This window comes from Paenibacillus ottowii (genome assembly GCF_050516475.1).
GTDB classification, from domain to species: Bacteria; Bacillota; Bacilli; order Paenibacillales; family Paenibacillaceae; genus Paenibacillus; species Paenibacillus ottowii.
In genome coordinates this window covers 1152296-1176456 of sequence record NZ_CP191577.1, presented here as the reverse complement: position 1 = coordinate 1176456, position 24161 = coordinate 1152296, and the positions used below count along the sequence as shown (strand labels likewise).

Here is a 24161-nt window from a genome sequence, read left to right as displayed (position 1 = left end):
CAGAACAAGTGTTCCTAATACAAATGTATTTTTTGGAACATTACAGTTTACGGGAAACCTAGCATGGCGTATCATATTATCTTGAGCAAAAACAAGTGGAAATGAATGAATATTGAGGGGAGAAAACCATTTTTATGAACCCAAAACGTCGACCATCATCTCAAAAACGCAGTAGGTGGCGCATTTTTGGCAGAGTTTTGCTGATAAATATCAAGTGGTTCTCGTTTGCGGGTGTACTTGGAGTGCTGTTTGCTGGAGGTCTTATATCCGGTTATGTGGCGGCACTGGTTCATGATGAACCTGTACGATCACGTCAGTTGATATATGAAAAGGTAAATGAGAATGCTCTGACCAGCTTTGTATTTTTTAATGACCAGGTAACTCCGGTTGGAAGAATGCGCATGGAGGAGGACCGACAGCTCGTTGACCTGAAGGATGTCCCTCAGTCTATTGTGGATGCCCTCATTTCAACGGAAGACAGCCAATTTTATGAGCACCATGGTGTAGATTTCAAAGGAACAGCTCGTGCTGTCAAACAGAAGCTTTTGAATGAAAACCGCCAAACAGGCGGAAGCACATTAACACAGCAGGTAGCCCGAAGAGTCTTCCTCAGTCTGGATAAAACGGACAGCCGAAAGGTGAAGGAAATGCTGCTGGCACTACGTATGGAACGTTTTATGAGCAAAGATAAAATATTAACGGCTTATTTAAACAAAATGCCTTTTGGTAATGGTTCTGCTGGTTACAATTTGTACGGGATCAAGTCTGCTTCGTTAGGGATTTTCAATGTAAGTGACTTACATAAGCTTCATATTGCACAAGCGGCTTATTTGGCAGGTCTTCCGCAGCTGCCATCTGTTTATTCCGCTTTTGATGGTAAAGGGAATTTTGATGAAGAGGGTTTCAACAAGGCGATGGAACGCCAACGCGTCGTATTGGGAAGAATGCTGGCAACAGGCAAACTTACGATGTCCGAATATAACGAGGCGCTTCAATTTGACGTGAAGGCGACTCTTGCACCACATCGCGAAAAAAGCTATAATACATTCCCTTATTTGATGCTGGAAACAGAGCGAGAGGCTGCTCAGTTGTTGGCACTTCAGCAAAATCCGAATCTCACAGCAGCCGAGATTTCTAAGCCTGAGCATGCAGAACTTCTTCAAAATACACGTGAAGAGTTGCAGCGTTCCGGCTATCGAATTTATACAACGATAAATAAAAAAATTTATAGCAACATGCGACAGATTGCAGCCAATCCACAAAACTTTTCTCCATACAGTAAAAAGAAGGGACTAGAACAGATTGCGGCAATCATGATTGATCATAAAACGGGGGCTATTCTCGGTATGATCGAGGGTCGGGATTTTAACACCGAGCAAATGAACTATGCAACTCAAATGACACGTCAGCCCGGTTCTGCCATGAAGCCTATTGCTGCTTATTTACCTGCTTTGGAAAAGGGCTACACGCAACCGGCCGGTCTTATTGATGATTCGCAAATCATATTGAAAGATGGACGTAAAGGCTATCATATTCCTAAAAATTATAACAGAAGGTATGAGGGGCTTATGACAGCCCGTGAAGCACTCAACCGATCAATCAACATCCCTGCACTAAGGCTGTTTTTATATGAGGTTAAAATTCCAAACGCTTGGAATTTTGTGCGTTCTCTTGGGATTACGACGATTCAACCACAGGATGAACATGCTCAAACAGGGGTCCTAGGTGGACTTAGTAAGGGAGTATCTGTCAAGGAGCTGACCGCAGCATATGGGACAATTCCCAATATGGGCGTGTATAATACGCCTCACTTGATCAGCAAAATTACAGATGCCAACGGTAAGATTGTATATGAATTTAAACCGCAGACCAAGCGTGTATATTCGCAGCAAACCGCATTTTTGATGACCGATATGCTCAGAACCGTTATATCGGATCCGAGAGGAACTGGCAAACGTCTGCAAAAAGCTTTTAAAAGCTACGGTACCATTGATATCGCGGGTAAAACGGGTACGACACAGAACTTTGGTGATGTGTGGTTTATGGGATACACACCTGACGTTACGCTAGGTGTCTGGGCTGGTTATCGCCAACAGGTTAATACATTATCTCAAGAAGGTCACTCCAGAGCACAGTCGGTGTGGGCGCTGATCATGAATGAGGCGGTCAGGGATCAGCCAGGGCTTTTTAAGAATAAGCATTTTATACAGCCGGAAGGCGTTGTGAAAGTTACGGTTTCTAGTCTAACAGGTAAGCTGCCAGGTCGTTATTCCCGCCAATCGGGTCACCTCGTGACTGACTGGTTTAACCAAAAGTACGTGCCGACCGAAGTCGGAAGAGAACAGCTTCCACGTTCTGCTAGACCAGTGGCTCCGTCCAAACCAGATATCAAAAAAGAAGATGTCCCTGAGATTAAAGTACCTGCAACAGATCAAGAGGAGGTTTCACCAGAGGAGACAAATCCTGCCGTTCCTGATACGGATGCAGAGATAGAACCGCCTGATGAGAATAACAATGTGCCGTCAACAGATACTTCACAACCTTCTGTTGAAAACGAGCCGGAGGCACCTTCTGAATCAGAAAACCAGAGTACTGCTCCAAAAGCTAAGCCAGACGAGGTTATCGGTTCGGAACCAACAACTGATCAATCCAACAACTAAGCAACACGGGCGATCTAGTTTAGAATACCGTTTTCAATCCGGATTTTGTACCGATCCATTTGCCAGTCTGACATCCTTAAGGTTGTCCTGATCCCAGCAACCTGTTGTAATGATGAGTAGAGCTAGCATTTTATGCGGCTTTGCTCTTTTTTCATATTTAGATCTCTCCTTTTTGAAAATACGAGCCAAATTATTTGCTATGTAACCAATGGACTTAAAGTCTATTTTTGTTAAAGCAAGCAGCCAAGGCGAAATTATAAGGGGGCATAATCTTGGGTCAGATCAATTCCCAGGTAGTCTCCGAGTTTACGCCTAACCTCACTGCGAGCAAAGGAGGAGAGCATGAAAAATCGCCTTTGGTAACCGCGGCATACATACAAAACCTCTACGCCTTCATGATTTCGGATTTCACTGTATATTTTCACTCCCTGTCTTCTCATTTGCGCCTTTGTTTCGGCTAATTGAACAGTTATGCGCTGTTGTACTCCAGTTAGGCTACGAATATACAAATCGGGCATTTTTAGAGGGGAGGTATTCATAATACGCATGTCTCGTTCCAACACATCCAGCACAAGAGTCAGAAGTACGCACAACTTGATTAGTCCTGCGTCTTCTTCAGAAGGCAAAGGAGCTTTATGCTTGTTATCAAGTACCTTTTTGTTTGTCATAAATATCTCCTTTACTTGGAGTAAAATTACAATGTATAATAAGTATACGGAACATATGTTCTATACATACCTCATCATAGAGATTTTTCTATTGCCAAAGCAATCATCAATTACTGGAAAAGGGGTAGGGAGAGCTACTTCCATATTTGCTTGTAAGAAGATTCTTGCGTATATCTCCAATGACAGCCAAACAGAGTTTATGTTAAGCTAATGGATAAAAAACTTACATAGAAGTGGATAGCGTTTTGACAGCGGTCGCTTTTCTACTATTTAAGTAAAAAGAGTGGAGAAAGAGGGTTTACATATTGTCACGTTCGTTATATGCAGCTTTATTATTATTGAGCCTTATTTGGGGCGGTTCCTTTATGTTTATTAAGGTGTTATTGCTACATCAAGTAGGACCGTGGACTATTGTATTTCTACGATCCAGCTTTGGTCTTATTTTTATCGTCTTATTAATGCTTCTTATGCGCAGGCCGTTTAAAATCAAAAGCATTCCGTGGAAATCGGTTATTCTGGTAGCATGTGTAAATATGGTCTTACCATGGACGTTGATTGGTTTTAGTGAAACCAAAATAGCTAGCAGCATGGCTTCTGTATTAAATGCCACTACGCCGATATGGACGATGTTGGTGGGCCTTGTCTTTTTCGGAGCTATATTTCACCGTCTGCAGTGGTTAGGAATGGGTCTCGCCTTTATAGGAATTGTTATTTTATTAGGTATTAATCCGGCATCTATTATTTCTGTTGATCCTGTAGGTTTTGGATGTATGCTGCTTGCGACTCTCTGCTACGGATTTGGAACACAGCTCTCCAAACGCTTTCTCTCCAATCTTTCCATGTATCAGGCAACCTTTGCGACACTGTTTGGTGCGGCAGCAGGGGGTGGGATTATGATGGCAATTATAGAGAGACCAGATTTGTCGATCGTTTCTGTGCCAAGCGTATTGGGCTCCCTAGTAGGACTAGGAGTTTTAGGATCAGGAGTAGCATATATTTTGTTCAACTATATGATTTTGCGAGGAAGTGCGGAATTCGCTTCTTCAGTAACGTATTTTGTACCGGTGAGTGCCATCGTATGGGGCTTTTTGCTTCTGAATGAGCATATCGGCTGGAACGTGTTGACCGGTCTGGTTCTTATACTCGGGGGCGTATTTATGGCCAATCAGCGCAGAACAGCCAAATTAAGGGGTAATAACCTAAGTGGAAGCAAAACACACTCAAACCATTAAGTGCGTATTCGCTAAAACTTTGGTATAATACGTTAACTCGCACATACAATAAAGCATGCTCACACATAAAATAAAGTATGGTGCAGCAAAAAAGCAAGCTGTTTAGCAAGTGACAAGGTGTGGTATAATAAATTATAGAAATGATATGCACCACAGAAATGTCGGAATTTTATTCCACAAAAGAAAGGATCAGGATACCATGTGTCCCCGAAGGATACTTCCCCAAAGGACGATTTGGAAACGATTTGATCTGTCTTATACTTAGCTTTTCCGCGGAGTAACGTCAAGTTGCGAAAGCCAACTCTGCGGAAGAGGGGATTGTACATGCGAAGGACCAAGTCCTCCAGGCACATCTTACCAGGTTGCTTCCGTAAGAGTGGGTTCATCCACATCAAACTTACGAGAAACCGAGGGAGCCTGTATGAGGAAAACTTACGAATCTATCGTGAACAATGGAGCACTGAGACAGATTGCTGTCATGTTGCTCGGAACATGCATTTTAGCTTTTACTTACTATCACATTAATGCCCAGAATCATTTGTCAGAGGGCGGTTTTGCAGGTCTAGCTCTGCTGGGTCATTATGCGTTTGGTATATCTCCAGCATGGAGTATGCTAATGCTTGATGTCCCCGTCATATTGCTGGCATGGGTACTGAAGGGCAAAAGATTTATGATGCTAGCATTAATCGGAGCCGTCGCCTTTTCACTGTTTTATGCAGGATTTGAGAAATACTCGACTCTGGTTATAGATCTGCATGGAAATCTGCTGATAGCAGCTCTACTCTGTGGAGTGCTCACAGGTTTAGGAGCCGGAATCGTATTGCGATTCGGCGGAGCTACCGGGGGCGACGATATTTTATCTCTGCTGATCAGCGAGTGGCGCGGATGGAAAATCGGCAACGTGTTTATCGTTAGTGACATTATCGTACTAGGATTATCGCTGTTGTATCTGCCTGTGAAGGAAACAATGTTTACAATACTGGCTGTGTGGCTTGCCGGAAAAATAATTACCTGGACGACTACGTTCCAATTGCACCGACCTGTGAAAACAGTACTGCCAGCGGCTATTCCCGCTAAAAAGGTAGTTGCCAAAACAGTGCCGGTCGTCCACAGCCTTCGTCGATAAGGAAAGGGTGTTACGTCAGGAGAGAAATCTTCTTACGTAACACCCTTTCGCTGTATTCAAGCTTTGTCAGAAAAGTTTTAAATTATTTTTTCTACTGCTTCTTATCTTGTCCTACTGGATGATTATCATTCCATTCTTCAGCTTGAGCAGTGGCAATCGCAATAGAGCGCCCTTCTTCATAGCCTTCGCGGAGTAGAGCATTAGCAATATCAACGGCTTTTTCTCGCACACGAGGTTCTAGATTTTTCATGGATGGCGGGTAATCATGTTTGTTCCAAGGCATAGTTGCACGCTCCTTTATAGCAGGTGATGTATTATGTATTACCCGTTATATGCTTAGACAAACAAAATTAGAATAATGAATATATTGTAAAATATATTTTAAGAAAAAGCGTATAATGGTGTGCAGAATACCGGAAAAAGGAGTGAAGCATTTGCTTGCCTGGGGTTTCGTTTTTTTACTAACCATCATCATTCATACGACTGATAGCCTGTCCTATGCCCTTCGACTTGGTGGTTTACGAGCACGTCGGATTGGATTGGCATTAACCGTTGCCGGAATGCTGCTGTTGGTTTCACGCACATCCAATATGGCACAGGGACCTTTACTTGGAGGGATGGTCGATCAGGCTAAAACGGCGGCACAATCGGGCGGAACGGATATGAGACTGGAACTGTATATGCACGGGGTACTGCTGGCGGCGACTGTTGGAACTATGCTTGCTATATTACTGTATCCAACCGTGGTACGTATGTCAGCCAGATGGATTGTGCATTTGGAGCATACTGGATCTATTCCGGCTTTAGTGCGTCATTTAGTGAAGCAAAATCGCTGGAAGTATGCAGGCTACTACATAAAGCGTCCTACCTGGTCCATGCTTACCTCGCTGATCAGTGGAGTAATCCCCAAGCGTCTAATTATTTTGAATATAGCCGTGACCGCAATTTATACAACGGGAGTGGTATCTGCCTTATATGCGTCATTCCTGTGGCCCGCTCAAGGGACGGCAATGTCAATGTCGTCAGGCTTAATCAATGGCGTCGCAACGGTATTGTTGACCCTGTTAATTGATCCAAGATTGGCGGTGCTGTCAGAAAAAACGCTACGAGGGGAGCTGCCTTTAGTCCGGATGAACAGCGTGTATGGTTGGATGATCATCTCGCGTTTGACAGGTACTTTAGTAGCTCAGCTATTGCTGGTACCGCTAGCTATTTGGCTGGGGTGGGTGATGAGTTAGATCAATAAGGATGTGCTGACATATTCAGAAAAAAGGCTGACCCGTCATCATCTAATAAAGATAATTACAGGTCAGCCCCAATGATTTTACAGCTGCTTACTTTTCAAATAATGATTTATATGCCCCATATCCTTCACGCTCCAAGTCTTCTTGAGGCACAAAGCGGAGCGCAGCAGAATTGATACAATAACGCAGACCGTCTGGACCTGGACCATCATCAAATACGTGCCCTAAATGGGAATCTGCTTCGCGACTTCGCACCTCGGTACGGATCATAAAATGACTGAGATCGGTCTTTTCTTTGATATTGTAACTGCGCAGCGGACGGGTAAAGCTAGGCCAGCCACAGCCTGCATCATATTTGTCAAGTGAACTAAACAAAGGTTCCCCTGATACGATATCGACGTAAATGCCTTCAGCTTCATGATCCCAAAACTCATTTTGAAAAGGGCGCTCAGTTGCGTTATTTTGTGTTACTTCGTATTGAATAGGCGTCAACCGATCTTTAAGATCGGATTTATCAATCTTGGCGGACCAATTTTTCTCAATAAAATCTTCACGTCCTGAGCCTTTGCGGTAGCGTTTGTAGTGAGCGGGATTCTTTTTATGGTAGTCCTGATGGTATTCTTCTGCTTCATAAAAAGTTGCCGCAGGCAGAATAGAGGTAGCAATGGGCTTGTCAAAGCGGCCGCTTTGAGCCAGAGCTTCTTTGGAAGCCTCTGCCTTGATGCGTTGCTCTTCATTATGATAGAAAATAGCCGTTTGGTAGGATGAACCTCTATCGTGAAATTGCCCACCTTCATCCGTTGGATCAATCTGTTGCCAAAATAGCTCCAACAGTTTTTCATACGGGAACACTTGAGGGTCAAATGTAATCTGTACAGCTTCCAGATGTCCCGTTGTTTCAGAGCATACCTCTTCATAGGTAGGATTTTCAGTATGTCCCCCTGTATATCCAGATCTAACCTTCAAAATACCGGGCATTTCCTCAAAAGGGGAGACCATGCACCAGAAGCAGCCCCCCGCAAAAGTTGCCTTTTCTACCGTGTTTGGATTGTTGGTGCTCATATTTTATCACTCCAATCTGAGAATGTTTAATTACTTGTAATTTAAATAGCTTACAATTAAATTATATACGAGTTTTTTGCAAAATCCAACGAAACATCATAAAGTACTCAGTTGCGTAGCTGTAGTGTGTCCCAAAAACTGCAACGAAACATTCTATAGAAACGGTACAAACGCATTGGTGCTATGTTTTGTTGGCGCGCCGGGCTCTTTTTCGGTAAAGTACAAATCCGCCCCCTACCAGTGCAGTATATAGCAGCAAAATAAGCAAACCTGTGATTGGATGCTCTGCAAAGGTGCCTCCTGCATAAGCATACACTGCAATTGCGGGTAGCTTGCCGATCGCTGTACCTAGCATAAAGCTCCAGAACGGAAACCCTGCTACTCCGGCATATACATTGACAGCTGCCTGAGGAATGACTGGAATCAGACGAGCCAGTAGCACGGCAGTAAAAGGCTCTCTCTGCATGACCTGATTAAAGCGCTTCAGTGCGGGAACACGCTCCAAATAGGCACGTCCTTTATCACGGAACAGGGTGCATACGGCGCTGTATACGACCAATGCAGCCAAAGTAGTGCCAAGCCAGCAGATCAGAGCACCTTGCCAGGCACCTGCAGCATAAGCAATGGACGCGATAATCAGCTTGTAAGGGATAAACGGAATTAATGCGAATAAAAATGCGAGCAGTAACAAAACCGGAAAGGAGGTTTGCTTGTCTGCCCAGGCGAGCCAATCATATCTGTAGATAAACGCGATGCAGAGCAGCGAAACATAAGCCGCGGGGAGTAACCATTTTTTCATTTACATACCTCTTTCAATATCCCTGTTCGGCTTAATACTTATACAAAAAATAGGATTCACATTCCCAAAAATGTATGCTATACTGCCACTAACAGAATAGTTCCCAAAGGGGAGTAGCTCAGCGAGTAAAGTCGTCATTACGGGATTTTTAATCCCCGGCTTTATTGGCAACGTAATGTTGTAAGCGAGACCTTTGCCAGGATTTTAGGAATCCGGGTAAATGGTCTTTTTTTGATGCTCAAATTGGGTCAAGCGCCGTTTCCGGATTCCGTGAAATGGCGCTTTTTTAGTATAAAGCGTGAACTACGTACAGTACAACAAATAAATAAAGAAGGTGGGAGAAACGTATGGATTTTTTGTCAATCGAGTTTTTAACCGCATTATTGTCTATCATTATCATTGATTTGGTGCTAGCAGGTGACAATGCGATCGTAATCGGCTTGGCGGCACGGAACGTTGATAAGGCTAATCAGAAGAAGGTCATTATCTGGGGAACGGTCGGAGCAGTCATCATTCGTGTAATTGCCACCGTGCTGGTCACATACTTACTGCAAATATATGGATTGCGTTTGATTGGGGGCCTTGCCCTGATCTATATCGCTTATAAGCTGTTGGTCGAAGAGAAAAAACATGAAATTTCAGCCACAAATCAGATGTGGGCAGCGATCCGTACCATTATTATTGCGGACACGATGATGGGGCTCGATAATGTGCTTGCTGTTGCGGGAGCAGCTCATGGGAATATGTTACTTGTTATTCTTGGTCTGGCAATCTCCGTTCCAATCATGGTATGGGGAAGCACGATTATTCTGAAACTGACAGAACGTTATCCTATAGTCATTACGATTGGCGCCGCAGTATTAGCATATACCGCTGCTAAAATGGTGGTGGCCGAGCCATTGATTGCACACTGGTTCGCAAATGGAGTCGTTAAATACGGTTTTGAAGCTTTGATTGTCGTTCTGGTTGTCGTCATCGGGATGCGTGTTAAAAAAGTAAAAGGTGAGAAAACAAAAAAGGAAGCACTGCACGCATAAGCTAACTTATTTTGAATTTTGAAGTAATCTGGCTGAAGCTGGATACTCAAGTCTTGGAGACTGTTCCTCAATCCATCTGGATTGGGAACAGTCTCTTTTCTTTGCTTGTCAGCGGACTTCCATGTAAACTAGACAACAGATGAATTGAGTGATCAGAGGTGGAACGATATGGACAAGCAAATCAAGACAAGAGTAGCTATAGCAGGATTGGGTGGAATCGCACGTAAAGTGTATCTGCCGTTACTGGCTGCGCACCAGAGCGTGGACATCGTAGGTGTGATGAACCGTTCACAGGAGCCGGTCAGCACTACTTTGGAACAGTACAGGCTACCAAGAGGAACAACGGATGTCAAGGAAATGCTGGCATGGGAGCCGGAAGCTGTGTTTATACATGCGGCCACCGAAGCTCATTTTGACCTAGTCATGGCGTGTATTGAAAAAGGGATAGCGGTGTACGTGGATAAACCATTGTCCTATGATGTTCGTCAGAATCTGGAAATGACTGCTTTCGCGGAAGCACAGGCTGTACTGCTGGCGGTAGGTTTTAATCGACGTTTTGCTCCGCACTATATGGCTGCAAAAGCTTGGCTAGACGAAGTGGGAGGGATCAGTCAATGTGCGGCGATAAAACATCGAACTGGATATGATCGTAGACCAGCGGCACAGACGGTTTATGATGATTTAATTCATATGCTTGATTTGCTATTGTGGCTCGGTGGCGATGATTATGAGCTACTTCATAGTAGTCTGAATACAACGATTGACGGGTATATGGACGCTGCGTTCGGAACTGTGCGCCTGGGGAATGCTACGGGTACATACAGTATGAGCAGACAGGCAGGGGCTGATATAGAGAAGCTGGAGCTTCACGGAGCAGGACGGTCTGTTGAAGTAACGAATATGGAACAGGCTGTGTTCATGCAAAAAAATAATTTATCACGAATGCAAACATTTGGAAGCTGGGATACAATATTGGAAAGACGGGGATTCACCGGGGTGGTGAATCATTTTCTGGAGCATATTCATCGTCCGGAGGAGTGTGCTATACAAGCTGGAAAGGTTTTGGAAAGCCATATGCTGGCGGAAGAACTGATCAGTCATTTGCGTGATTAATATCGAATCATGACGATCCAGACATCAAGAATTAGGCTGAAGGAGAAATGAATCAATGGAAGAAGACAACCGCGGTAAACAGCTAGAAGAGGCCATTATTGAAAATTATAAGCAAGAAGAAGATATGATGATCCTTGTGTTTGCTCAATGGTGCATCAATAACGGCTTGGAGCCAGAGGAACTATATCGTAAAGCGTATCCACAGCAGGATAGCAACGAGCGTCTGCTACGAATACGCAAGCTAACTGTATCGCGCGAAGAAGCTGGTGATATTCCCTTGGATACGGTATTAGGAGTGCTGTCCATGTTCGGAAATGAGGATTTGGCGATGATCGTATCCGAGGCGGCCGCCGAGCTACCGTCGGAACGGAAATAAGTCCAGCTAAAATGAAGTGGCATCTGGCAAAAACATTCATGACATCGTGGAAATAAGCTGTTTTTTTAACTGATTATATTGTTGATCAGGAGGGTACGCTGACGATGGAAGATATACCTGTGCCAAGTACTTGCAAAGGTTGTGAAAGAGATATCGCTTTGTCGGAAGAGCAAATTACCAGAATTCTAAACAATATGAGACCCAAAATGGAATGTGTAAACGATGAAGTGTACGAAGCCAGACTGTTGGCCTGTGCACAATGCGATGAGTTAATGTCTGGTCACACCTGTGGCATTAGCGGAAGTATTGTCCGTATACGTGCCTTGGCAGCAACTCAAAATTGTCCCAGTTACCACGGTTCACGTTGGCAAGGACCAGCTTGAAAAAATGCAATGCCCAGATTCAGTTAAACCTGAGATTACAGGCTAAAGTAGTCATACCCTGGTCTGCCTTAATGGCAGGCCTTTTTGGTTTGCTTGGACTTTGTTGCTAGCAATTGACAAATTGTAGACAATAAAATATATTAAACACGTAAAATGTTTTTGTTTAATTGTTAATATTTATGTTAACTAAGTGATTGTTAGATGTGACAATGTGTAACATTAGGGTCCGTAAAAAAATGGTAGTGTAAACGTGATTTATACTGTCATGAAAGCGCAAACATATGCATGAATGCTCCAACAATCTTAATGTTTTAGGAGGGTTTGTTTTGAAGGGTTCTATTATTGTAAATACCGATTGTGAACAAGGCGTTATTAATAAAAATATTTATGGGCAATTTGCCGAGCATCTTGGACGATGCATTTATGAAGGCTTATGGGTGGGACAGGACTCTCCAATCCCTAACACGGACGGAATTCGAAATGATGTGGTGGAAGCGCTAAAGCAGCTGAACATTCCTGTGCTGCGCTGGCCTGGGGGCTGTTTTGCTGATGAATATCATTGGAAAGATGGTATTGGACCGAAAGCAAACCGTAAGAGAATGGTAAATACGCACTGGGGCGGTGTGGTTGAAAATAACCATTTTGGTACACATGAGTTTTTCCAGTTGTGTGAGCTATTGAATGCAGAGCCGTATATTTGTGGAAATGTAGGCAGTGGTACAGTGCAGGAAATGTCGGAGTGGGTAGAGTACATGACATTTGACGGGGAGTCTCCTATGGCTGCATGGCGTCAGGAAAACGGCCGTGAGAAACCATGGAAGCTCAAATATTTTGGAGTCGGTAATGAAAACTGGGGTTGTGGCGGTAACATGCGCCCGGAATATTATGCCGACCTGTACCGTCGCTATCAGACATATGTCCGTAACTATGGAGAGAATCGTATTTATCGAATAGCAGGCGGGGCGAATGTGGATGATTATCGTTGGACCGAAGTGCTGATGCGCGAAGCAGGGCACCTTATGGACGGTTTAAGTCTGCACAACTACACAATCCCGGGGAGCTGGGAAGGGAAACGGCACGCAGTTGGTTTTGATGAAGCTGAATGGTTTGAGACGATGAAAAAATCATTGCACATGGATGAATTGATTACTCGCCACTCTGCTATTATGGACCAATATGATCCTGACAAACGTGTTGGGTTGATCGTCGATGAGTGGGGAACTTGGTTTCTGACCGAGCCGGGTACTAATCCTGGCTTCCTGTATCAGCAAAATACGATGCGGGATGCGCTGGTAGCCGGATTACACCTGCACATATTCCATAATCATCATGATCGTGTGCAAATGACGAATATTGCTCAAATGGTCAATGTTTTGCAAGCGATGGTTCTGACAGAAGGACCAGCTATGCTATTAACGCCGACATACCATGTATTTGAAATGTTCAAAGTGCATCAGGATGCACAAGCACTGGATATTCATGCGAAGGTAGGCAATTATGAATACGACGGGGATTCCATCCCTCAAGTAAGTGTGTCCGCTTCTAAGGCGCAAGATGGATCTATTCATATAAGTTTATGTAACGTCCATCCACGCGAATCGGCAGATGTGTGCCTTGAGCTAAGAGGACTCGAAGAGGGTAAGAAAATTAATGGTACTGTCTTAGGCAGTGACGAGATGCAGGCGCATAATACATTTGACCAGCCAGAGCGTGTGAAAAAGGAAGCTTTTACATCTTATCAGCTGCAAGGTCAGCATTTGGATGTTACACTGCCACCGATGTCGGTTGTGATGCTGACAATCACTCCTTAAAAAATTAGATTGAAGCAGCACTCGTTAAATCATTTGTTAGAAAAAGAGAGCGTTCGCCTGAACGCTCTCTTTTTCTACAATTGTTCGCGGTGAATCAGTCTAAATTCCTTAGGCGACATACCGAATCGGGAACGAAATACACGGTGGAAGTATGTGTAGTTTGCAAATCCTGACGATTCTGCGGCTTGTTCCAATGACATGGGACTGAAAATGATACGCTCCCTTGCCATGTTGAGCCTGATGTCCAGTGTGTACTGCATAATGCTCGTATCGAACGTTTCCTTAAACAGGTGTACCGCTCGGGATACGCTGATTCCGACGTGTGAAGATACATCCTCCAGCTTAAAATTAGAGGATGCATTTTCTTCAATATAATTTTTTATCTGATAAGCAAGATAATTATGATGAGTAGCAATGGGCTGCTCCGATAATATACGGTCAAACTCCAAGCATAAAATGCGTATGTAATAGCTTGATATTTCCGGGTAAGGATTAGAAATACGTCGCTGCTCCAGCACTAGCTGACGAAATAAGCCAAGCAGGGCTTCTGTGAGCTGGACCTTAATTCGGTTGGGCCGTTTGTGATGATTCCACCACTCATCTACCCAGGGACCACCGAAAAAAATATGATAATCCCCACTTTCTACAACCTGCTCTCCCATGGGGTTCAGCTCACTGTGAATATCCAGTTCATAAGGCTCGGTAGGATTGAATAGCAGCAGGTCACCTGCCTCAATCCGTGTCATTTTCCCGTCAATGCGTGCTTGGCAGCGTCCATCTGTTTGCAGTCGGAATAAATAATTTTTGATTCCATCAGGCTGGTTTGAATAAAAGGGCTTACGGTGGAAGGAATAGCCTGCGGTAAGAACCTGGCAAGGCTCAACAATAGACATGATGATGACTCCTTTGGCACTTGGCTGTTTCAAATATTGACCAGATTGTTCATGTTTTAATCATATTATTCATTTTAAACGAAAGCAAAATAGAATACCATGTGAACTGTAAAGCTTACATGTTAGATGAGAAAGCACACGTTAGAGGCCAAGGAGTGTGAAGACTGTAGAGCGAATCAATCCTCGAATATCGGCTGCGGTAACATTAGCTTGGTATATCTTAAAATTCTCCAACCAAATCGCTTATTGGAATGGTGGCCTTTGCTGATCTATGAGGTGAGAGGACCAAGAAGGGCCGATGAATGGAGTGTTGAAAACGTATACAAAGCAGATGGATTGCTGCACTAGCCTGAGAGGGAGCTTGCATTTTTCTGCCGGTGCCTGGCAGCCATGCACCGCAGATGTGTGATACCGAAGGCGGGCAAGTATGTGTAATGGAACAGATAGGACAGAAATTCATCCTAACGAAGAGGTGAAGGGGATTGACTAAAGTAGGATTGCAATTATACACAGTTAGGGAAGAGCTTGAGCAGGATTTTGAAGGTACATTACGCAAGGTGGCTGAGCTGGGCTATAAAGGGGTTGAATTCCATAGCTTCTTCGGACGCAGTGCCAAGGATGTCAGAGCGCTTTTGGATGAACTGGATCTGGAGGTTGTCGGAACCCATATACAATACACTCGCTTACTGGATCATTTGGATGAAGAAATTGCATATCATAAAGAATTGGGCAACAAGTACCTAATTATTCCTTATTTAACCGAAGAAGAGCGAAAGTGGGATGGCCTTTTTGTTAATCTGAACCATATTGGTAAAAAAGTAAAAGAACATGGATTGGTACTGGCTTATCATAATCATGATTTTGAACTAACGGAGAAAATCAATGATCGACCGGTATTCGATGCTTTATATGATGCGGTTTCTGATGATTTGTTACAGGTCGAAATGGATACTTGTTGGGTATACTATGGTGGCTATGATCCAGTGGAATACATCGGACGATATCGTGGACGCCTGCCTATCATTCACTTGAAGGATATGGCACGCGACGAGCAGCAAAAAGCAGTTACTGTAGAGTTAGGCAAAGGAGAAGTGCAGCTTCAGGCCATTACAGACGCCGCTATTGAAGCAGGTGTGGATTGGGTTGTAGTGGAACAGGATTTCAGCTCCAATCCTCCAATCGAAAGCATTGAAACCAGTATGAAGTGGCTCCAACAATACGCAGCTCAAGGAGGAAATATTCATGTCTAAAACACTCAAGATCGGGATTATCGGTTGTGGGGGCATTGCCAACGGCAAACATTTGCCGAGTCTCGCCAAGCAAAAGAGAGCGGAAATCATTGCTTTTTGTGACATTATACAGGAACGTGCTGAAGAGGCTGCTGCAAAGTATGGTACTGAAGGGTCGCAAGTTTATAGCGATTACCGTCAGTTGCTAGAAAATAAAGGTATTGAAGTCGTACATGTATGTACCCCTAACGATTCGCACTCGGAAATTACGGTAGCGGCGCTTGAGGCAGGTAAGCATGTACTATGTGAAAAGCCGATGGCTAAAACTGCTGAGCAAGCACGGGAAATGCTTGATGCAGCCAACCGTACAGGCAAAAAGTTATCCATTGCTTATCAAAACCGTTATCGTGATGACAGTCTGTATCTGAAGCAATTGGTTGAGCAAGGAGAGCTTGGTGAGATTTATCTCGGCAAAGCCATTGCTCTACGCCGCCGTGCGGTTCCGACCTGGGGAGTATTTTTGGATGAAGAGAAACAGGGCGGTGGTCCGCTGATTGATATCGGCACACATGCACTCGACTTGACACTCTGGCTGATGGATAATTACAAGCCTAAAAGCGTGCTAGGCTCAACCTTCCATAAACTGGGGGATCGAAAAAATGCAGCAAACGCTTTTGGACCGTGGAATCCTGAGGAATTTAAAGTAGAAGACTCGGCTTTTGGGTTCATCACTATGCACAATGGAGCTACGATTGTATTAGAATCCAGCTGGGCATTAAATGTTGTCGAGTTTGGTGAAGCCAAGACGTTGTTATGCGGTACCGAAGGTGGAGCAGATATGCAGGATGGATTACGCATTAATGGGGAAAAGAACAGCCGCTTGTTTGATACGAAAATAGATCTGGATGCAGGAGGAGTGGCCTTTTACTCCGGTGAAACGGAAAATGAAGCAGACCGCGAAGCCCGCCTTTGGATTGAATCTATTCTGGACGACAAAGAACTCCTTGTGAAGCCGGAGCAGGCACTGGTGGTTACTGAAATTTTGGAAGCTATCTACGAATCGGCCCGCACGGGGAAAGCAGTCTACTTTGGCTAAGCCTCGTAATGATCCCAAATAGACGATCACTATAATGAAAGCAGCTTATTTCACATATGATACAGGGAGGGAATTCTTTTGAAACTTGGAGTATTTATGGTGTTGTTCGGTGGACGTTCGCTGGAGGAGGCGCTGGATTATGTGGCTTCTCAGGGATTGGATGCTGTAGAAATCGGAACAGGCGGAAATCCTGGGGATAAGCACTGTAAGCCGGATGAGTTGCTGGAGAACGATACAGCGCTTAAAAATTTTAAAAAGGCAGTAGAATCCCGGGGACTGACGATTAGCGCGCTTAGCTGTCATGGTAATCCGCTTCATCCGCAAAAGCATTTGGCACAGGCTGATCATGATGCATTTTTGAAGACCGTCCGATTGGCAGAAAAGCTGGAAGTTCCTGTCGTGAACACTTTCTCAGGCTGTCCGGGGGATCACGAGGACGCGAAGTATCCGAACTGGCCCGTGGCTCCGTGGCCTAATGATTTTCAGGAAGTGTTAAAGTGGCAATGGGAGAATAAAATTATTCCTTACTGGACTGAAATGGGTAAATTTGCAGCAGATCATCATGTTAAAATAGGACTGGAGTTACACGGAGGCTTCTCCGTTCATACACCAGCAACCTTGCTTCGTTTGCGTGAAGCGGTGGGAGAGGTCATTGGTGCTAACCTAGATCCGAGCCATATGTGGTGGCAGGGGATTGATCCCGTACAGGCGGTTCAAATTTTAGGCCGAGAGGGTGCCATTCACCATTTCCATGCCAAGGATACGACGATTGATCCGATCAATGTTAATAAATACGGACTTACCGATATGCAGGAATATACAAATATGTTAGATCGAGCATGGCAGTTCCGCACCGTGGGCTATGGGCATGATGTAAAAACCTGGGCAGATATTATCAGTGCTCTGCGTCTGGTGGGATACGATTATGTAGTGAGTATTGAGCATGAAGATGGTTTGATGTCTGTGGAAGAAGGCTTTACTAAGGCTGTTCATAATCTTCGCCAGGTCCTGATTGAGGAACCGCTGAGCGAGATGTGGTGGGTCTAACCTAATAGGGGGAACTATGGATGATTAACGTCACCATTTGGAATGAATTTCTAAATGAGAAGTTAAATGATGAAGCCAAGCGGATTTATCCTAACGGTATACACCAGGCGTTGGCTGACGGCTTAGCAGATGAGGGTTTTACCATCCGAACAGCCACCCTGCGTGATGATGCCGAGCATGGTTTGGGAGAAGAAATCCTCAATTCCACAGATGTGCTGCTGTGGTGGGGACATAAAGCCCACGATCAGGTGAGCGATGAAGTTACAGCGCGTGTTGTCAAGCGTGTGCAGGAAGGAATGGGCCTCATCGTTCTGCACTCAGGTCATTTTTCCAAGCCATTTAAAGCTTTGATGGGAACCAGTTGTGATTTAAAATGGAGAGTTGCAGGCGAGCAGGAGATTATTTGGTCGGTAAATCCATCACATCCCATTGTGGAAGGAATAAACGCCAAAATTCTCTTAGAGCAAGAAGAGATGTATGGTGAGTTCTTTGATATTCCAACGCCGGATGAACTGGTCTTTATCAGTAACTTTGAAGGCGGCGAAGTATTTAGAACGGGATGTACCTTCTACCGAGGCAGCGGTAAAATATTTTATTTCAGACCTGGGCATGAAACCTATCCGACTTATTACCAGCCTGATATTTTGAAGGTCATTGCTAACAGTATTCGTTGGGCTTCTCCGACAAGTAACAAAAAACCAGAATATGGGAGAAGTGAACCAGTAAGACCTCTAGGTGGAGTGTTGGTATAGTTAATGATCACATATTTATGACTTTCTATAAATAGGGTTTACAGGCGGAATCTCTGGGGATTCCGCTTTTTTTGTATTTAACGATTTAGACATATACCTGTCGTATTGGTTTGTTGTATAATCAGTTTTGGTCACGGCAACTTTATCAGCGCAGGTATTAAATTTAAGAAAGTGTTTTCTTTCGGGATAAAGTATGCTAAAATGATATATACTAACAAAAGGAAAGCTTTATCAAACCGAAATGCAAAAGAAGGTGAAAAATTTGGAGAGTCAACCGCAATTTACAAAAATGTGTCCGCGTTTTGAAACCGCCTTTTCATGTCTGGGTAAGCGTTGGAATGGATTGATTATTCAATCCATGATGAGCGGTCCCAAGCGGTTTAAGGATATTTCCAATCTGATTCCCACAATGAGTGACAAAATGTTATCAGAGCGGATGAAGGATCTGGAAAATGAGGGAATCCTTACACGTCATGTATACCCGGAAACTCCTGTCCGCATTGAATATGAACTAACGACCAAAGGTCGTGCGCTTCAGCCAGTTATGGAACAGATTCAATTTTGGGCTGAGGAATGGATTAGATGATCACCAAACTCATTAAGTGTTTCTCATAGCAAAACAGCCTTTTCCTAGGAAAAAGGCTGTTTTTTTATTTTTTGTGATAGATGGGCACGGCTCAATAGCTTTTGGCATGCCCTGCAACTGAGAATACTCCGGCTGTTGTACGGCGGGGGACACGGGATTGAATATCCAGCGCAGCTGAGCGAAATGTACCTAGGCACGAGTGGCAAAGTCTTCCCGCATAAATAGGAGAACGGCAGGACTCACAAGGATAATCAAGCTGACTATATGTGGAGGGAAACTTGCCTGTTCTTACCCAATCTATGAGCAAATCCATTGGGGTGCCGGTCACATCACTGAGTTGGCGGGTATGAGTAGAAGGATGCTTCCATAGATAGTTAGAACAGCGGTCAAAGAATATATTTTCTTCCTGGATACAAGTAGTGCACAGGTTTCTAAGATTTTGACGGAAAACGGAACCGCATTTTGGGCAATTGGAAGTATGTATCTCCATAGAAACCAGTCCTTTGTATCGAAAGTGTTATAACATTTTTAAATTTATTAGTTACATATTACTATGACTTTGTACCTACTTCAATCTTTATTTAAAGAATTGCTGATCTTTAAGTATATGTTGAGATTTATATTGACATTACTCTATCTTTATTTTTAACTTACGGATTACCTATGCTTGCTAGCGAACAGACAGAATATACCCATTTTTAGAGCAGTTAGGAAAAGTGTTCGCCCTAAGACAATAGTTCTCTTTACAGCTCATTGGGAGACACGAGTGTTAACGATCAGTTCAATGGATGGTGAGTACGAAGCAATTTATGACTTTGGAGGCTTTCCGCCCGAACTGTACGAAGTGAAATATCCAGCACATGGTTCTGTTGAACTAGTTGACAAACTAAAAAAAGTTATAAGAGCAAAAAGGAATCGATATACAAACGGATCGGGGGAGGGGCTGAATTATGGCTCGTGGACATTGTTGTATCGTATGTATTCTAAAGCAGACATTCCGATAGTTCTGATTTCCGTAATTCCATACCTTCGACCTAAGCACAGTTTGCCTTGGTGAAGTGCAGTTTGGATTGGGGGAACAATATATTCTGGTCATTGGCAGTAGCGTGATTGTTCATAATCTGCGTTTTGTTAAATGTGGAGTGGCAATCCTGCAAATAAAGCTAAGGTTATCCGTAGAAGCTATGAACTGGGGAATTTAAGTTATCTATGCTTGCAGTTTTTAAGGAGTGTGGGACAGAAGAAGTTCTCCTAAAAGTGGGGGAGTGGAATTAATTTAGGGAGTGTTATAAGCTAATAAAGGCTTATAACACTCCCTTTTACTAAAAAAATAATTTTATTATATCCGGCAAATCTCACGTGGGCATAATTCACAGTGGCAGACGCCTTGCAGCATTTCCAAATCCTTAACAACGATCATGCCATTATCGTACTCTACTGCATTTTTCTTACGCAGATCACTGAGCATCCGATTTACGCTTTCCCGAGTAGCACCAATCATATTAGATAAGTCAGTATGAGTAATCTTTTTATGAATTAGGATATAGTCGCCGTGAGGCTCACCATAGGTATTGCATAGTCGGATGAGTGTTGAGCATAGAGCGCCAGGCTTACCGTACATCATCAAATCGCGGAACTTGGTCTGAGTAATGCGGTGATGAGAACCCATCCATTTCATAAAGTCAATCGCAAAATCACAATGCTGACAAATAAGCAGCTCCAAATCGGTATGATCGATTACGCCAATATCACTATCCTCCAGTACCTCAGCAGAAAAGGAATGCTTGGTACCGAAAAATGGATCGGCTTGGCCCACAAGATCGCCGCTTTGATACATATATAGAATAAGTTCCTTGCCTTCATCCGTTGTTTTGGTTACCTTTACGCGTCCGCGCTTAATATAAAACAGCTTATCCGCTGTATCTCCTTCCCAGAACAAATGCGAGCTTTCTGGCATAACTCGATCTTTCATCATCACTTGCAACCGGTTGAAGCTGGCCTCCGAGAAGCAACAGGTGTTGCCGCGGGCTTCCATTACATTTGTAGGGTTTCTCATCGTCCATTTCCCCTTTGTATCCTATGTTTTTTATCTGCAACTTGATCAATTCAAATTCATTATATACCTGTGCAATGAGTTTTTGGGGCAAGAAGAGGGGGTAAAAGTGGCAGAATTCCAAACTTTGTGATTTAATTCACGTCATAAAATAAAATTTTAAATAGATTGTGAAAAAAATCACAAAATATCTTAGAAAGCTGTGTTACGATCAGTGCGTGAACAAGAGATAGTACACGAGATAACAGGAGGATGAGGGAAATGGCTGTTAAAAACGAGGTTATCCAAAAAGAGCAAAGCGCAGAGCAGTATATTCAAACGCTGATTGACCGGGCGAACCGGGCACAGCAAGCTTTCATGAGTATGAATCAGGAACAGATTGACGAAATCGTACAAGCTATGGCACTCGCAGGGATGGATAAACATATGCATCTGGCGAAGCTGGCTGTTGAAGAAACAGGACGTGGTGTGTACGAGGACAAAATCACCAAAAACATGTTTGCAACAGAATATATCTATCACAGCATCAAAAATGAGAAGACTGTTGGTGTCATTGAAGATAATGATTTCGATAGCTTCCAAAAGATTGCAGAGCCAGTCGGCATCATTATGGGGATCACTCCAGTGACAAACCCGACTTCAACTACAATGTTCAAAGCGTTAATTGCCATTAAAACACGTAACCCAATCATTTTCGGCTTCCATCCATCTGCTCAATCGTGTAGTGCTGAAGCAGCCCGTATCCTGCTTGAAGCAGCTGTTAAACATGGTGCTCCAGCTGATTGCATCCAATGGATTGAAGCACCTTCGATGGATAAAACAAATGTACTGATGAACCACCCTGATGTAGCATTGATTTTGGCAACTGGTGGATCAGGCATGGTTAAGGCAGCATATAGTTGTGGTAAACCTGCATTAGGCGTAGGTCCTGGTAACGTACCTTGCTTTATTGAAAAAACAGCCGATATCAAGCAAGCTGTGAACGATCTTATCCTTTCCAAATCTTTTGATAACGGTATGATCTGTGCTTCGGAGCAAGCTGTAATTATCGAAGAGCCAATCTTCGAGCAAGTGAAAAAATTGATGATTGCTAATGGTTGCTACTTTGTAAATAAAGAAGAAGCAGCTAAGCTCACTCAAGGAGCTATGAATGTAGAAAAATGTGCAGTGAACCCGGCCATCGTCGGACAATCTGCTGTAAAAATTGCTGAAATGAGCGGCATTACAGTCCCAGCAGGAACAAAGATTTTGGTCGCTGAAATTGAAGGGGTAGGAACCAAATACCCATTGTCTGCGGAAAAATTGAGTCCAGTATTGGCTTGCTACAAAGTAAAAAATGCAGAGCAAGGTATCCAACGTGCTGCTGAAGTCGTAGAATTCGGCGGTATGGGTCACTCGTCAGCTATCCATTCGCAAGATGAGGACGTTATTGCTCGGTTCGCAAACCGTTTGCAAACAGGACGTATCATTGTAAATGCACCTTCCACACATGGTGCAATCGGTGATATTTACAACACCAACCTTCCTTCGTTGACACTTGGTTGCGGCTCGTACGGTCGTAACTCGACTTCGTCGAACGTATCGGCAGTTAACTTGATTAATGTGAAAAGGGTGGCGAAACGGACGGTGAATATGCAATGGTTCAAAGTACCTTCCAAAATCTATTTTGAGAAAAATTCGACACAATATCTTGCTAAAATGCCTGATATCACACGTGTAGCCATTATTACTGACCCTATGATGGTGAAACTCGGATATGTGGATCGCGTTATTCATTATTTGCATCAGCGTCAAACACCAGTAGCGATTGAAGTGTTCTCTGAAGTTGAACCAGATCCATCGACAGTTACCGTAGAACGCGGTACTGAAATGATGAGACGCTTCCAACCGGATTGCATCATCGCACTGGGTGGCGGTTCGCCAATGGATGCAGCTAAAGGCATGTGGCTGTTCTATGAATATCCAGATACTGATTTCAATAACTTGAAACAAAAATTCATGGATATCCGTAAACGGATTTACAAGTACCCACGTCTGGGACAAAAAGCACAATTTGTAGCTATCCCTACAACCTCGGGTACAGGTTCGGAAGTTACATCGTTTGCAGTAATTACAGACAAAAACCTGGGTAACACCAAATACCCACTGGCTGACTATGAGTTGACTCCTGATGTGGCAATTATTGACCCTGAATTTGTATATTCGCTGCCTAAAACAGCTGTAGCGGATACTGGTATGGACGTTCTGACACATGCGATCGAGGCTTACGTGTCTGTAATGGCTAATGATTACACAGACGGTCTGGCAATTAAAGCGATTCAGCTCGTATTCCAATACTTGGAGCAATCGGCTCTGATCGGCGACAAGTTGGCTCGCGAAAAAATGCACAATGCTTCTACACTTGCAGGTATGGCGTTTGCTAATGCATTCTTGGGTATTAACCACAGTCTTGCACATAAATGGGGCGGACAATACCATACGGCTCACGGTCGCACGAATGCTATCTTGCTGCCGCACGTTATTCGCTACAATGCGAAAAAACCGACAAAATTTGCTTCGTTCCCTAAATATTCGCACTTTGTTGCAGATGAGCGTTATGCAGAAATTGCACGCATACTTGGACTGCCTGCACGTACCACTGAAGAAGGGGTTAACAGCCTGATCGATGCGATTCGTAAGTTGAACAAAACACTCGGTATCGAGGAATCGTTCCAACAACTTGGTTTCGATCCGAAAGATTTTGAATCACGTGTAGATTATCTGGCTGACCGTGCTTTTGAGGATCAATGTACAACTGCGAATCCAAAGCTGCCGCTGGTTACTGAATTGGCTGATGTATACCGCAACGCCTTCTACGGACGCTTCGACCAATAATATAATAGGTAAGAAGAGGCTTGTAACAGAGCATTTTCCCGTACAAAACCGATGCAGGCTCTCTATATAGAGAGCCTGTTGGTTTGGGAAGGGAGGTGAACGGCTAGGCTATAGATATAA

22 protein-coding genes and 1 pseudogene are annotated in these 24161 nt (G+C 43.8%); 17 read left to right on the top strand and 6 right to left on the bottom strand.

Annotated elements, in window-relative coordinates:
• Positions 1 to 134 precede the first annotated feature (134 nt).
• On the top strand, positions 135 to 2660 hold the full coding sequence (locus ACQQ6X_RS05555) for a transglycosylase domain-containing protein (RefSeq protein WP_305164529.1): 2526 nt from the start codon (positions 135 to 137) through the stop codon (positions 2658 to 2660).
• 254 nt (positions 2661 to 2914) lie between these two features.
• On the opposite strand, the gene ACQQ6X_RS05550 is transcribed toward ACQQ6X_RS05555, so the two are convergent.
• Positions 2915 to 3328 (bottom strand): hypothetical protein, encoded by a 414-nt coding sequence (locus ACQQ6X_RS05550; RefSeq protein ID WP_305164528.1) that lies wholly within the window; start codon positions 3326 to 3328, stop codon positions 2915 to 2917.
• A 305-nt stretch (positions 3329 to 3633) separates the two neighbouring features.
• Between ACQQ6X_RS05550 and ACQQ6X_RS05545 the strand changes: the two genes are divergently transcribed.
• Positions 3634 to 4560: a DMT family transporter gene (locus ACQQ6X_RS05545; protein WP_305164527.1), complete on the top strand. Its 927-nt coding sequence runs from the start codon at positions 3634 to 3636 to the stop codon at positions 4558 to 4560.
• Positions 4561 to 4981: 421 nt separating this feature from the next.
• The gene (locus ACQQ6X_RS05540) at positions 4982 to 5686 is read left to right on the top strand and encodes a YitT family protein (RefSeq protein WP_305164526.1); all 705 of its coding nucleotides are present in this window, start codon (positions 4982 to 4984) and stop codon (positions 5684 to 5686) included.
• A 91-nt stretch (positions 5687 to 5777) separates the two neighbouring features.
• Here the strand turns inward: ACQQ6X_RS05540 and ACQQ6X_RS05535 are convergent, their stop codons facing one another.
• On the bottom strand, positions 5778 to 5969 hold the full coding sequence (locus ACQQ6X_RS05535; protein ID WP_149033541.1) for a hypothetical protein: 192 nt from the start codon (positions 5967 to 5969) through the stop codon (positions 5778 to 5780).
• 151 nt (positions 5970 to 6120) lie between these two features.
• Here ACQQ6X_RS05535 and ACQQ6X_RS05530 point away from each other — a divergent pair, with 151 nt between their 5' ends.
• The gene (locus tag ACQQ6X_RS05530) at positions 6121 to 6924 is read left to right on the top strand and encodes a lipid II flippase Amj family protein (protein ID WP_305164525.1); all 804 of its coding nucleotides are present in this window, start codon (positions 6121 to 6123) and stop codon (positions 6922 to 6924) included.
• A 96-nt stretch (positions 6925 to 7020) separates the two neighbouring features.
• Here the strand turns inward: ACQQ6X_RS05530 and msrA are convergent, their stop codons facing one another.
• Positions 7021 to 7992 (bottom strand): peptide-methionine (S)-S-oxide reductase MsrA, encoded by a 972-nt coding sequence (msrA, locus tag ACQQ6X_RS05525; RefSeq protein ID WP_305164524.1) that lies wholly within the window; start codon positions 7990 to 7992, stop codon positions 7021 to 7023.
• 181 nt (positions 7993 to 8173) lie between these two features.
• The gene (locus ACQQ6X_RS05520; protein ID WP_305164523.1) at positions 8174 to 8791 is read right to left on the bottom strand and encodes a TVP38/TMEM64 family protein; all 618 of its coding nucleotides are present in this window, start codon (positions 8789 to 8791) and stop codon (positions 8174 to 8176) included.
• A gap of 347 nt (positions 8792 to 9138) precedes the next feature.
• On the opposite strand from ACQQ6X_RS05520, the gene ACQQ6X_RS05515 reads away from it, so the two are divergent.
• The 5 genes from ACQQ6X_RS05515 to ACQQ6X_RS05495 all read left to right on the top strand — a co-directional run bounded on the left by ACQQ6X_RS05515 (position 9139) and on the right by ACQQ6X_RS05495 (position 13511).
• Positions 9139 to 9828, top strand: coding sequence for a TerC family protein (locus tag ACQQ6X_RS05515; protein ID WP_149033538.1), 690 nt, complete (start codon positions 9139 to 9141; stop codon positions 9826 to 9828).
• A 168-nt stretch (positions 9829 to 9996) separates the two neighbouring features.
• The gene (locus ACQQ6X_RS05510; protein ID WP_305164522.1) at positions 9997 to 10941 is read left to right on the top strand and encodes a Gfo/Idh/MocA family protein; all 945 of its coding nucleotides are present in this window, start codon (positions 9997 to 9999) and stop codon (positions 10939 to 10941) included.
• Between the two features lie 55 nt (positions 10942 to 10996).
• Positions 10997 to 11317, top strand: a complete 321-nt coding sequence (locus ACQQ6X_RS05505; protein WP_063213600.1) for a hypothetical protein — start codon at positions 10997 to 10999, stop codon at positions 11315 to 11317.
• A 104-nt stretch (positions 11318 to 11421) separates the two neighbouring features.
• Positions 11422 to 11700 carry a hypothetical protein gene (locus tag ACQQ6X_RS05500; protein ID WP_305164521.1) on the top strand — a complete coding sequence of 93 codons (279 nt, stop codon included), beginning with the start codon at positions 11422 to 11424 and terminating at the stop codon, positions 11698 to 11700.
• Positions 11701 to 12026: 326 nt separating this feature from the next.
• Positions 12027 to 13511, top strand: a complete 1485-nt coding sequence (locus tag ACQQ6X_RS05495; RefSeq protein ID WP_305164520.1) for an alpha-N-arabinofuranosidase — start codon at positions 12027 to 12029, stop codon at positions 13509 to 13511.
• Positions 13512 to 13585: 74 nt separating this feature from the next.
• On the opposite strand, the gene ACQQ6X_RS05490 is transcribed toward ACQQ6X_RS05495, so the two are convergent.
• Positions 13586 to 14404, bottom strand: a complete 819-nt coding sequence (locus tag ACQQ6X_RS05490) for an AraC family transcriptional regulator (RefSeq protein WP_063213597.1) — start codon at positions 14402 to 14404, stop codon at positions 13586 to 13588.
• A gap of 126 nt (positions 14405 to 14530) precedes the next feature.
• Here ACQQ6X_RS05490 and ACQQ6X_RS05485 point away from each other — a divergent pair, with 126 nt between their 5' ends.
• The 7 genes and pseudogenes from ACQQ6X_RS05485 to ACQQ6X_RS05455 all read left to right on the top strand — a co-directional run.
• Positions 14531 to 14752, top strand: a complete 222-nt coding sequence (locus ACQQ6X_RS05485; protein ID WP_326400307.1) for a hypothetical protein — start codon at positions 14531 to 14533, stop codon at positions 14750 to 14752.
• 134 nt (positions 14753 to 14886) lie between these two features.
• On the top strand, positions 14887 to 15654 hold the full coding sequence (locus tag ACQQ6X_RS05480; protein ID WP_305164519.1) for a sugar phosphate isomerase/epimerase family protein: 768 nt from the start codon (positions 14887 to 14889) through the stop codon (positions 15652 to 15654).
• On the top strand, positions 15647 to 16729 hold the full coding sequence (locus tag ACQQ6X_RS05475) for a Gfo/Idh/MocA family protein (protein WP_305164518.1): 1083 nt from the start codon (positions 15647 to 15649) through the stop codon (positions 16727 to 16729). The genes ACQQ6X_RS05480 and ACQQ6X_RS05475 overlap by 8 nt, the downstream gene beginning before the upstream one ends.
• Before the next feature lie 78 nt (positions 16730 to 16807).
• On the top strand, positions 16808 to 17776 hold the full coding sequence (locus ACQQ6X_RS05470) for a sugar phosphate isomerase/epimerase family protein (RefSeq protein ID WP_305164517.1): 969 nt from the start codon (positions 16808 to 16810) through the stop codon (positions 17774 to 17776).
• Between the two features lie 20 nt (positions 17777 to 17796).
• A complete protein-coding gene (locus ACQQ6X_RS05465) occupies positions 17797 to 18528 on the top strand; it encodes a ThuA domain-containing protein (RefSeq protein ID WP_305164516.1) in 732 nt (243 codons plus the stop codon).
• Positions 18529 to 18769: 241 nt separating this feature from the next.
• Positions 18770 to 19114, top strand: coding sequence for a winged helix-turn-helix transcriptional regulator (locus ACQQ6X_RS05460; protein ID WP_013371810.1), 345 nt, complete (start codon positions 18770 to 18772; stop codon positions 19112 to 19114).
• A gap of 627 nt (positions 19115 to 19741) precedes the next feature.
• Positions 19742 to 20238: pseudogene (locus ACQQ6X_RS05455) on the top strand (dioxygenase family protein); the annotation flags it as partial.
• A gap of 215 nt (positions 20239 to 20453) precedes the next feature.
• Here ACQQ6X_RS05455 and ACQQ6X_RS05450 read toward each other — a convergent pair.
• A complete protein-coding gene (locus ACQQ6X_RS05450) occupies positions 20454 to 21170 on the bottom strand; it encodes a Crp/Fnr family transcriptional regulator (RefSeq protein WP_014599995.1) in 717 nt (238 codons plus the stop codon).
• A gap of 258 nt (positions 21171 to 21428) precedes the next feature.
• On the opposite strand from ACQQ6X_RS05450, the gene adhE reads away from it, so the two are divergent.
• On the top strand, positions 21429 to 24041 hold the full coding sequence (gene adhE / locus ACQQ6X_RS05445) for a bifunctional acetaldehyde-CoA/alcohol dehydrogenase (RefSeq protein WP_305164514.1): 2613 nt from the start codon (positions 21429 to 21431) through the stop codon (positions 24039 to 24041).
• Positions 24042 to 24161 lie beyond the last annotated feature (120 nt).

Bases quoted from the DNA above. Each gene is read 5' to 3' on its own strand.
- ACQQ6X_RS05555 (WP_305164529.1), top strand. From the start codon at position 135: ATGAACCCAAAACGTCGACCATCATCTCAAAAACGCAGTAGGTGGCGC.
- ACQQ6X_RS05550 (WP_305164528.1), bottom strand. From the start codon at position 3,328: ATGACAAACAAAAAGGTACTTGATAACAAGCATAAAGCTCCTTTGCCT.
- ACQQ6X_RS05540 (WP_305164526.1), top strand. From the start codon at position 4,982: ATGAGGAAAACTTACGAATCTATCGTGAACAATGGAGCACTGAGACAG.
- ACQQ6X_RS05535 (WP_149033541.1), bottom strand. From the start codon at position 5,969: ATGCCTTGGAACAAACATGATTACCCGCCATCCATGAAAAATCTAGAA.
- msrA (WP_305164524.1), bottom strand. From the start codon at position 7,992: ATGAGCACCAACAATCCAAACACGGTAGAAAAGGCAACTTTTGCGGGG.
- ACQQ6X_RS05520 (WP_305164523.1), bottom strand. From the start codon at position 8,791: ATGAAAAAATGGTTACTCCCCGCGGCTTATGTTTCGCTGCTCTGCATC.
- ACQQ6X_RS05515 (WP_149033538.1), top strand. From the start codon at position 9,139: ATGGATTTTTTGTCAATCGAGTTTTTAACCGCATTATTGTCTATCATT.
- ACQQ6X_RS05510 (WP_305164522.1), top strand. From the start codon at position 9,997: ATGGACAAGCAAATCAAGACAAGAGTAGCTATAGCAGGATTGGGTGGA.
- ACQQ6X_RS05505 (WP_063213600.1), top strand. From the start codon at position 10,997: ATGGAAGAAGACAACCGCGGTAAACAGCTAGAAGAGGCCATTATTGAA.
- ACQQ6X_RS05500 (WP_305164521.1), top strand. From the start codon at position 11,422: ATGGAAGATATACCTGTGCCAAGTACTTGCAAAGGTTGTGAAAGAGAT.
- ACQQ6X_RS05490 (WP_063213597.1), bottom strand. From the start codon at position 14,404: ATGTCTATTGTTGAGCCTTGCCAGGTTCTTACCGCAGGCTATTCCTTC.
- ACQQ6X_RS05485 (WP_326400307.1), top strand. From the start codon at position 14,531: ATGAGAAAGCACACGTTAGAGGCCAAGGAGTGTGAAGACTGTAGAGCG.
- ACQQ6X_RS05475 (WP_305164518.1), top strand. From the start codon at position 15,647: ATGTCTAAAACACTCAAGATCGGGATTATCGGTTGTGGGGGCATTGCC.
- ACQQ6X_RS05465 (WP_305164516.1), top strand. From the start codon at position 17,797: ATGATTAACGTCACCATTTGGAATGAATTTCTAAATGAGAAGTTAAAT.
- ACQQ6X_RS05460 (WP_013371810.1), top strand. From the start codon at position 18,770: ATGCAAAAGAAGGTGAAAAATTTGGAGAGTCAACCGCAATTTACAAAA.
- ACQQ6X_RS05450 (WP_014599995.1), bottom strand. From the start codon at position 21,170: ATGAGAAACCCTACAAATGTAATGGAAGCCCGCGGCAACACCTGTTGC.
- adhE (WP_305164514.1), top strand. From the start codon at position 21,429: ATGGCTGTTAAAAACGAGGTTATCCAAAAAGAGCAAAGCGCAGAGCAG.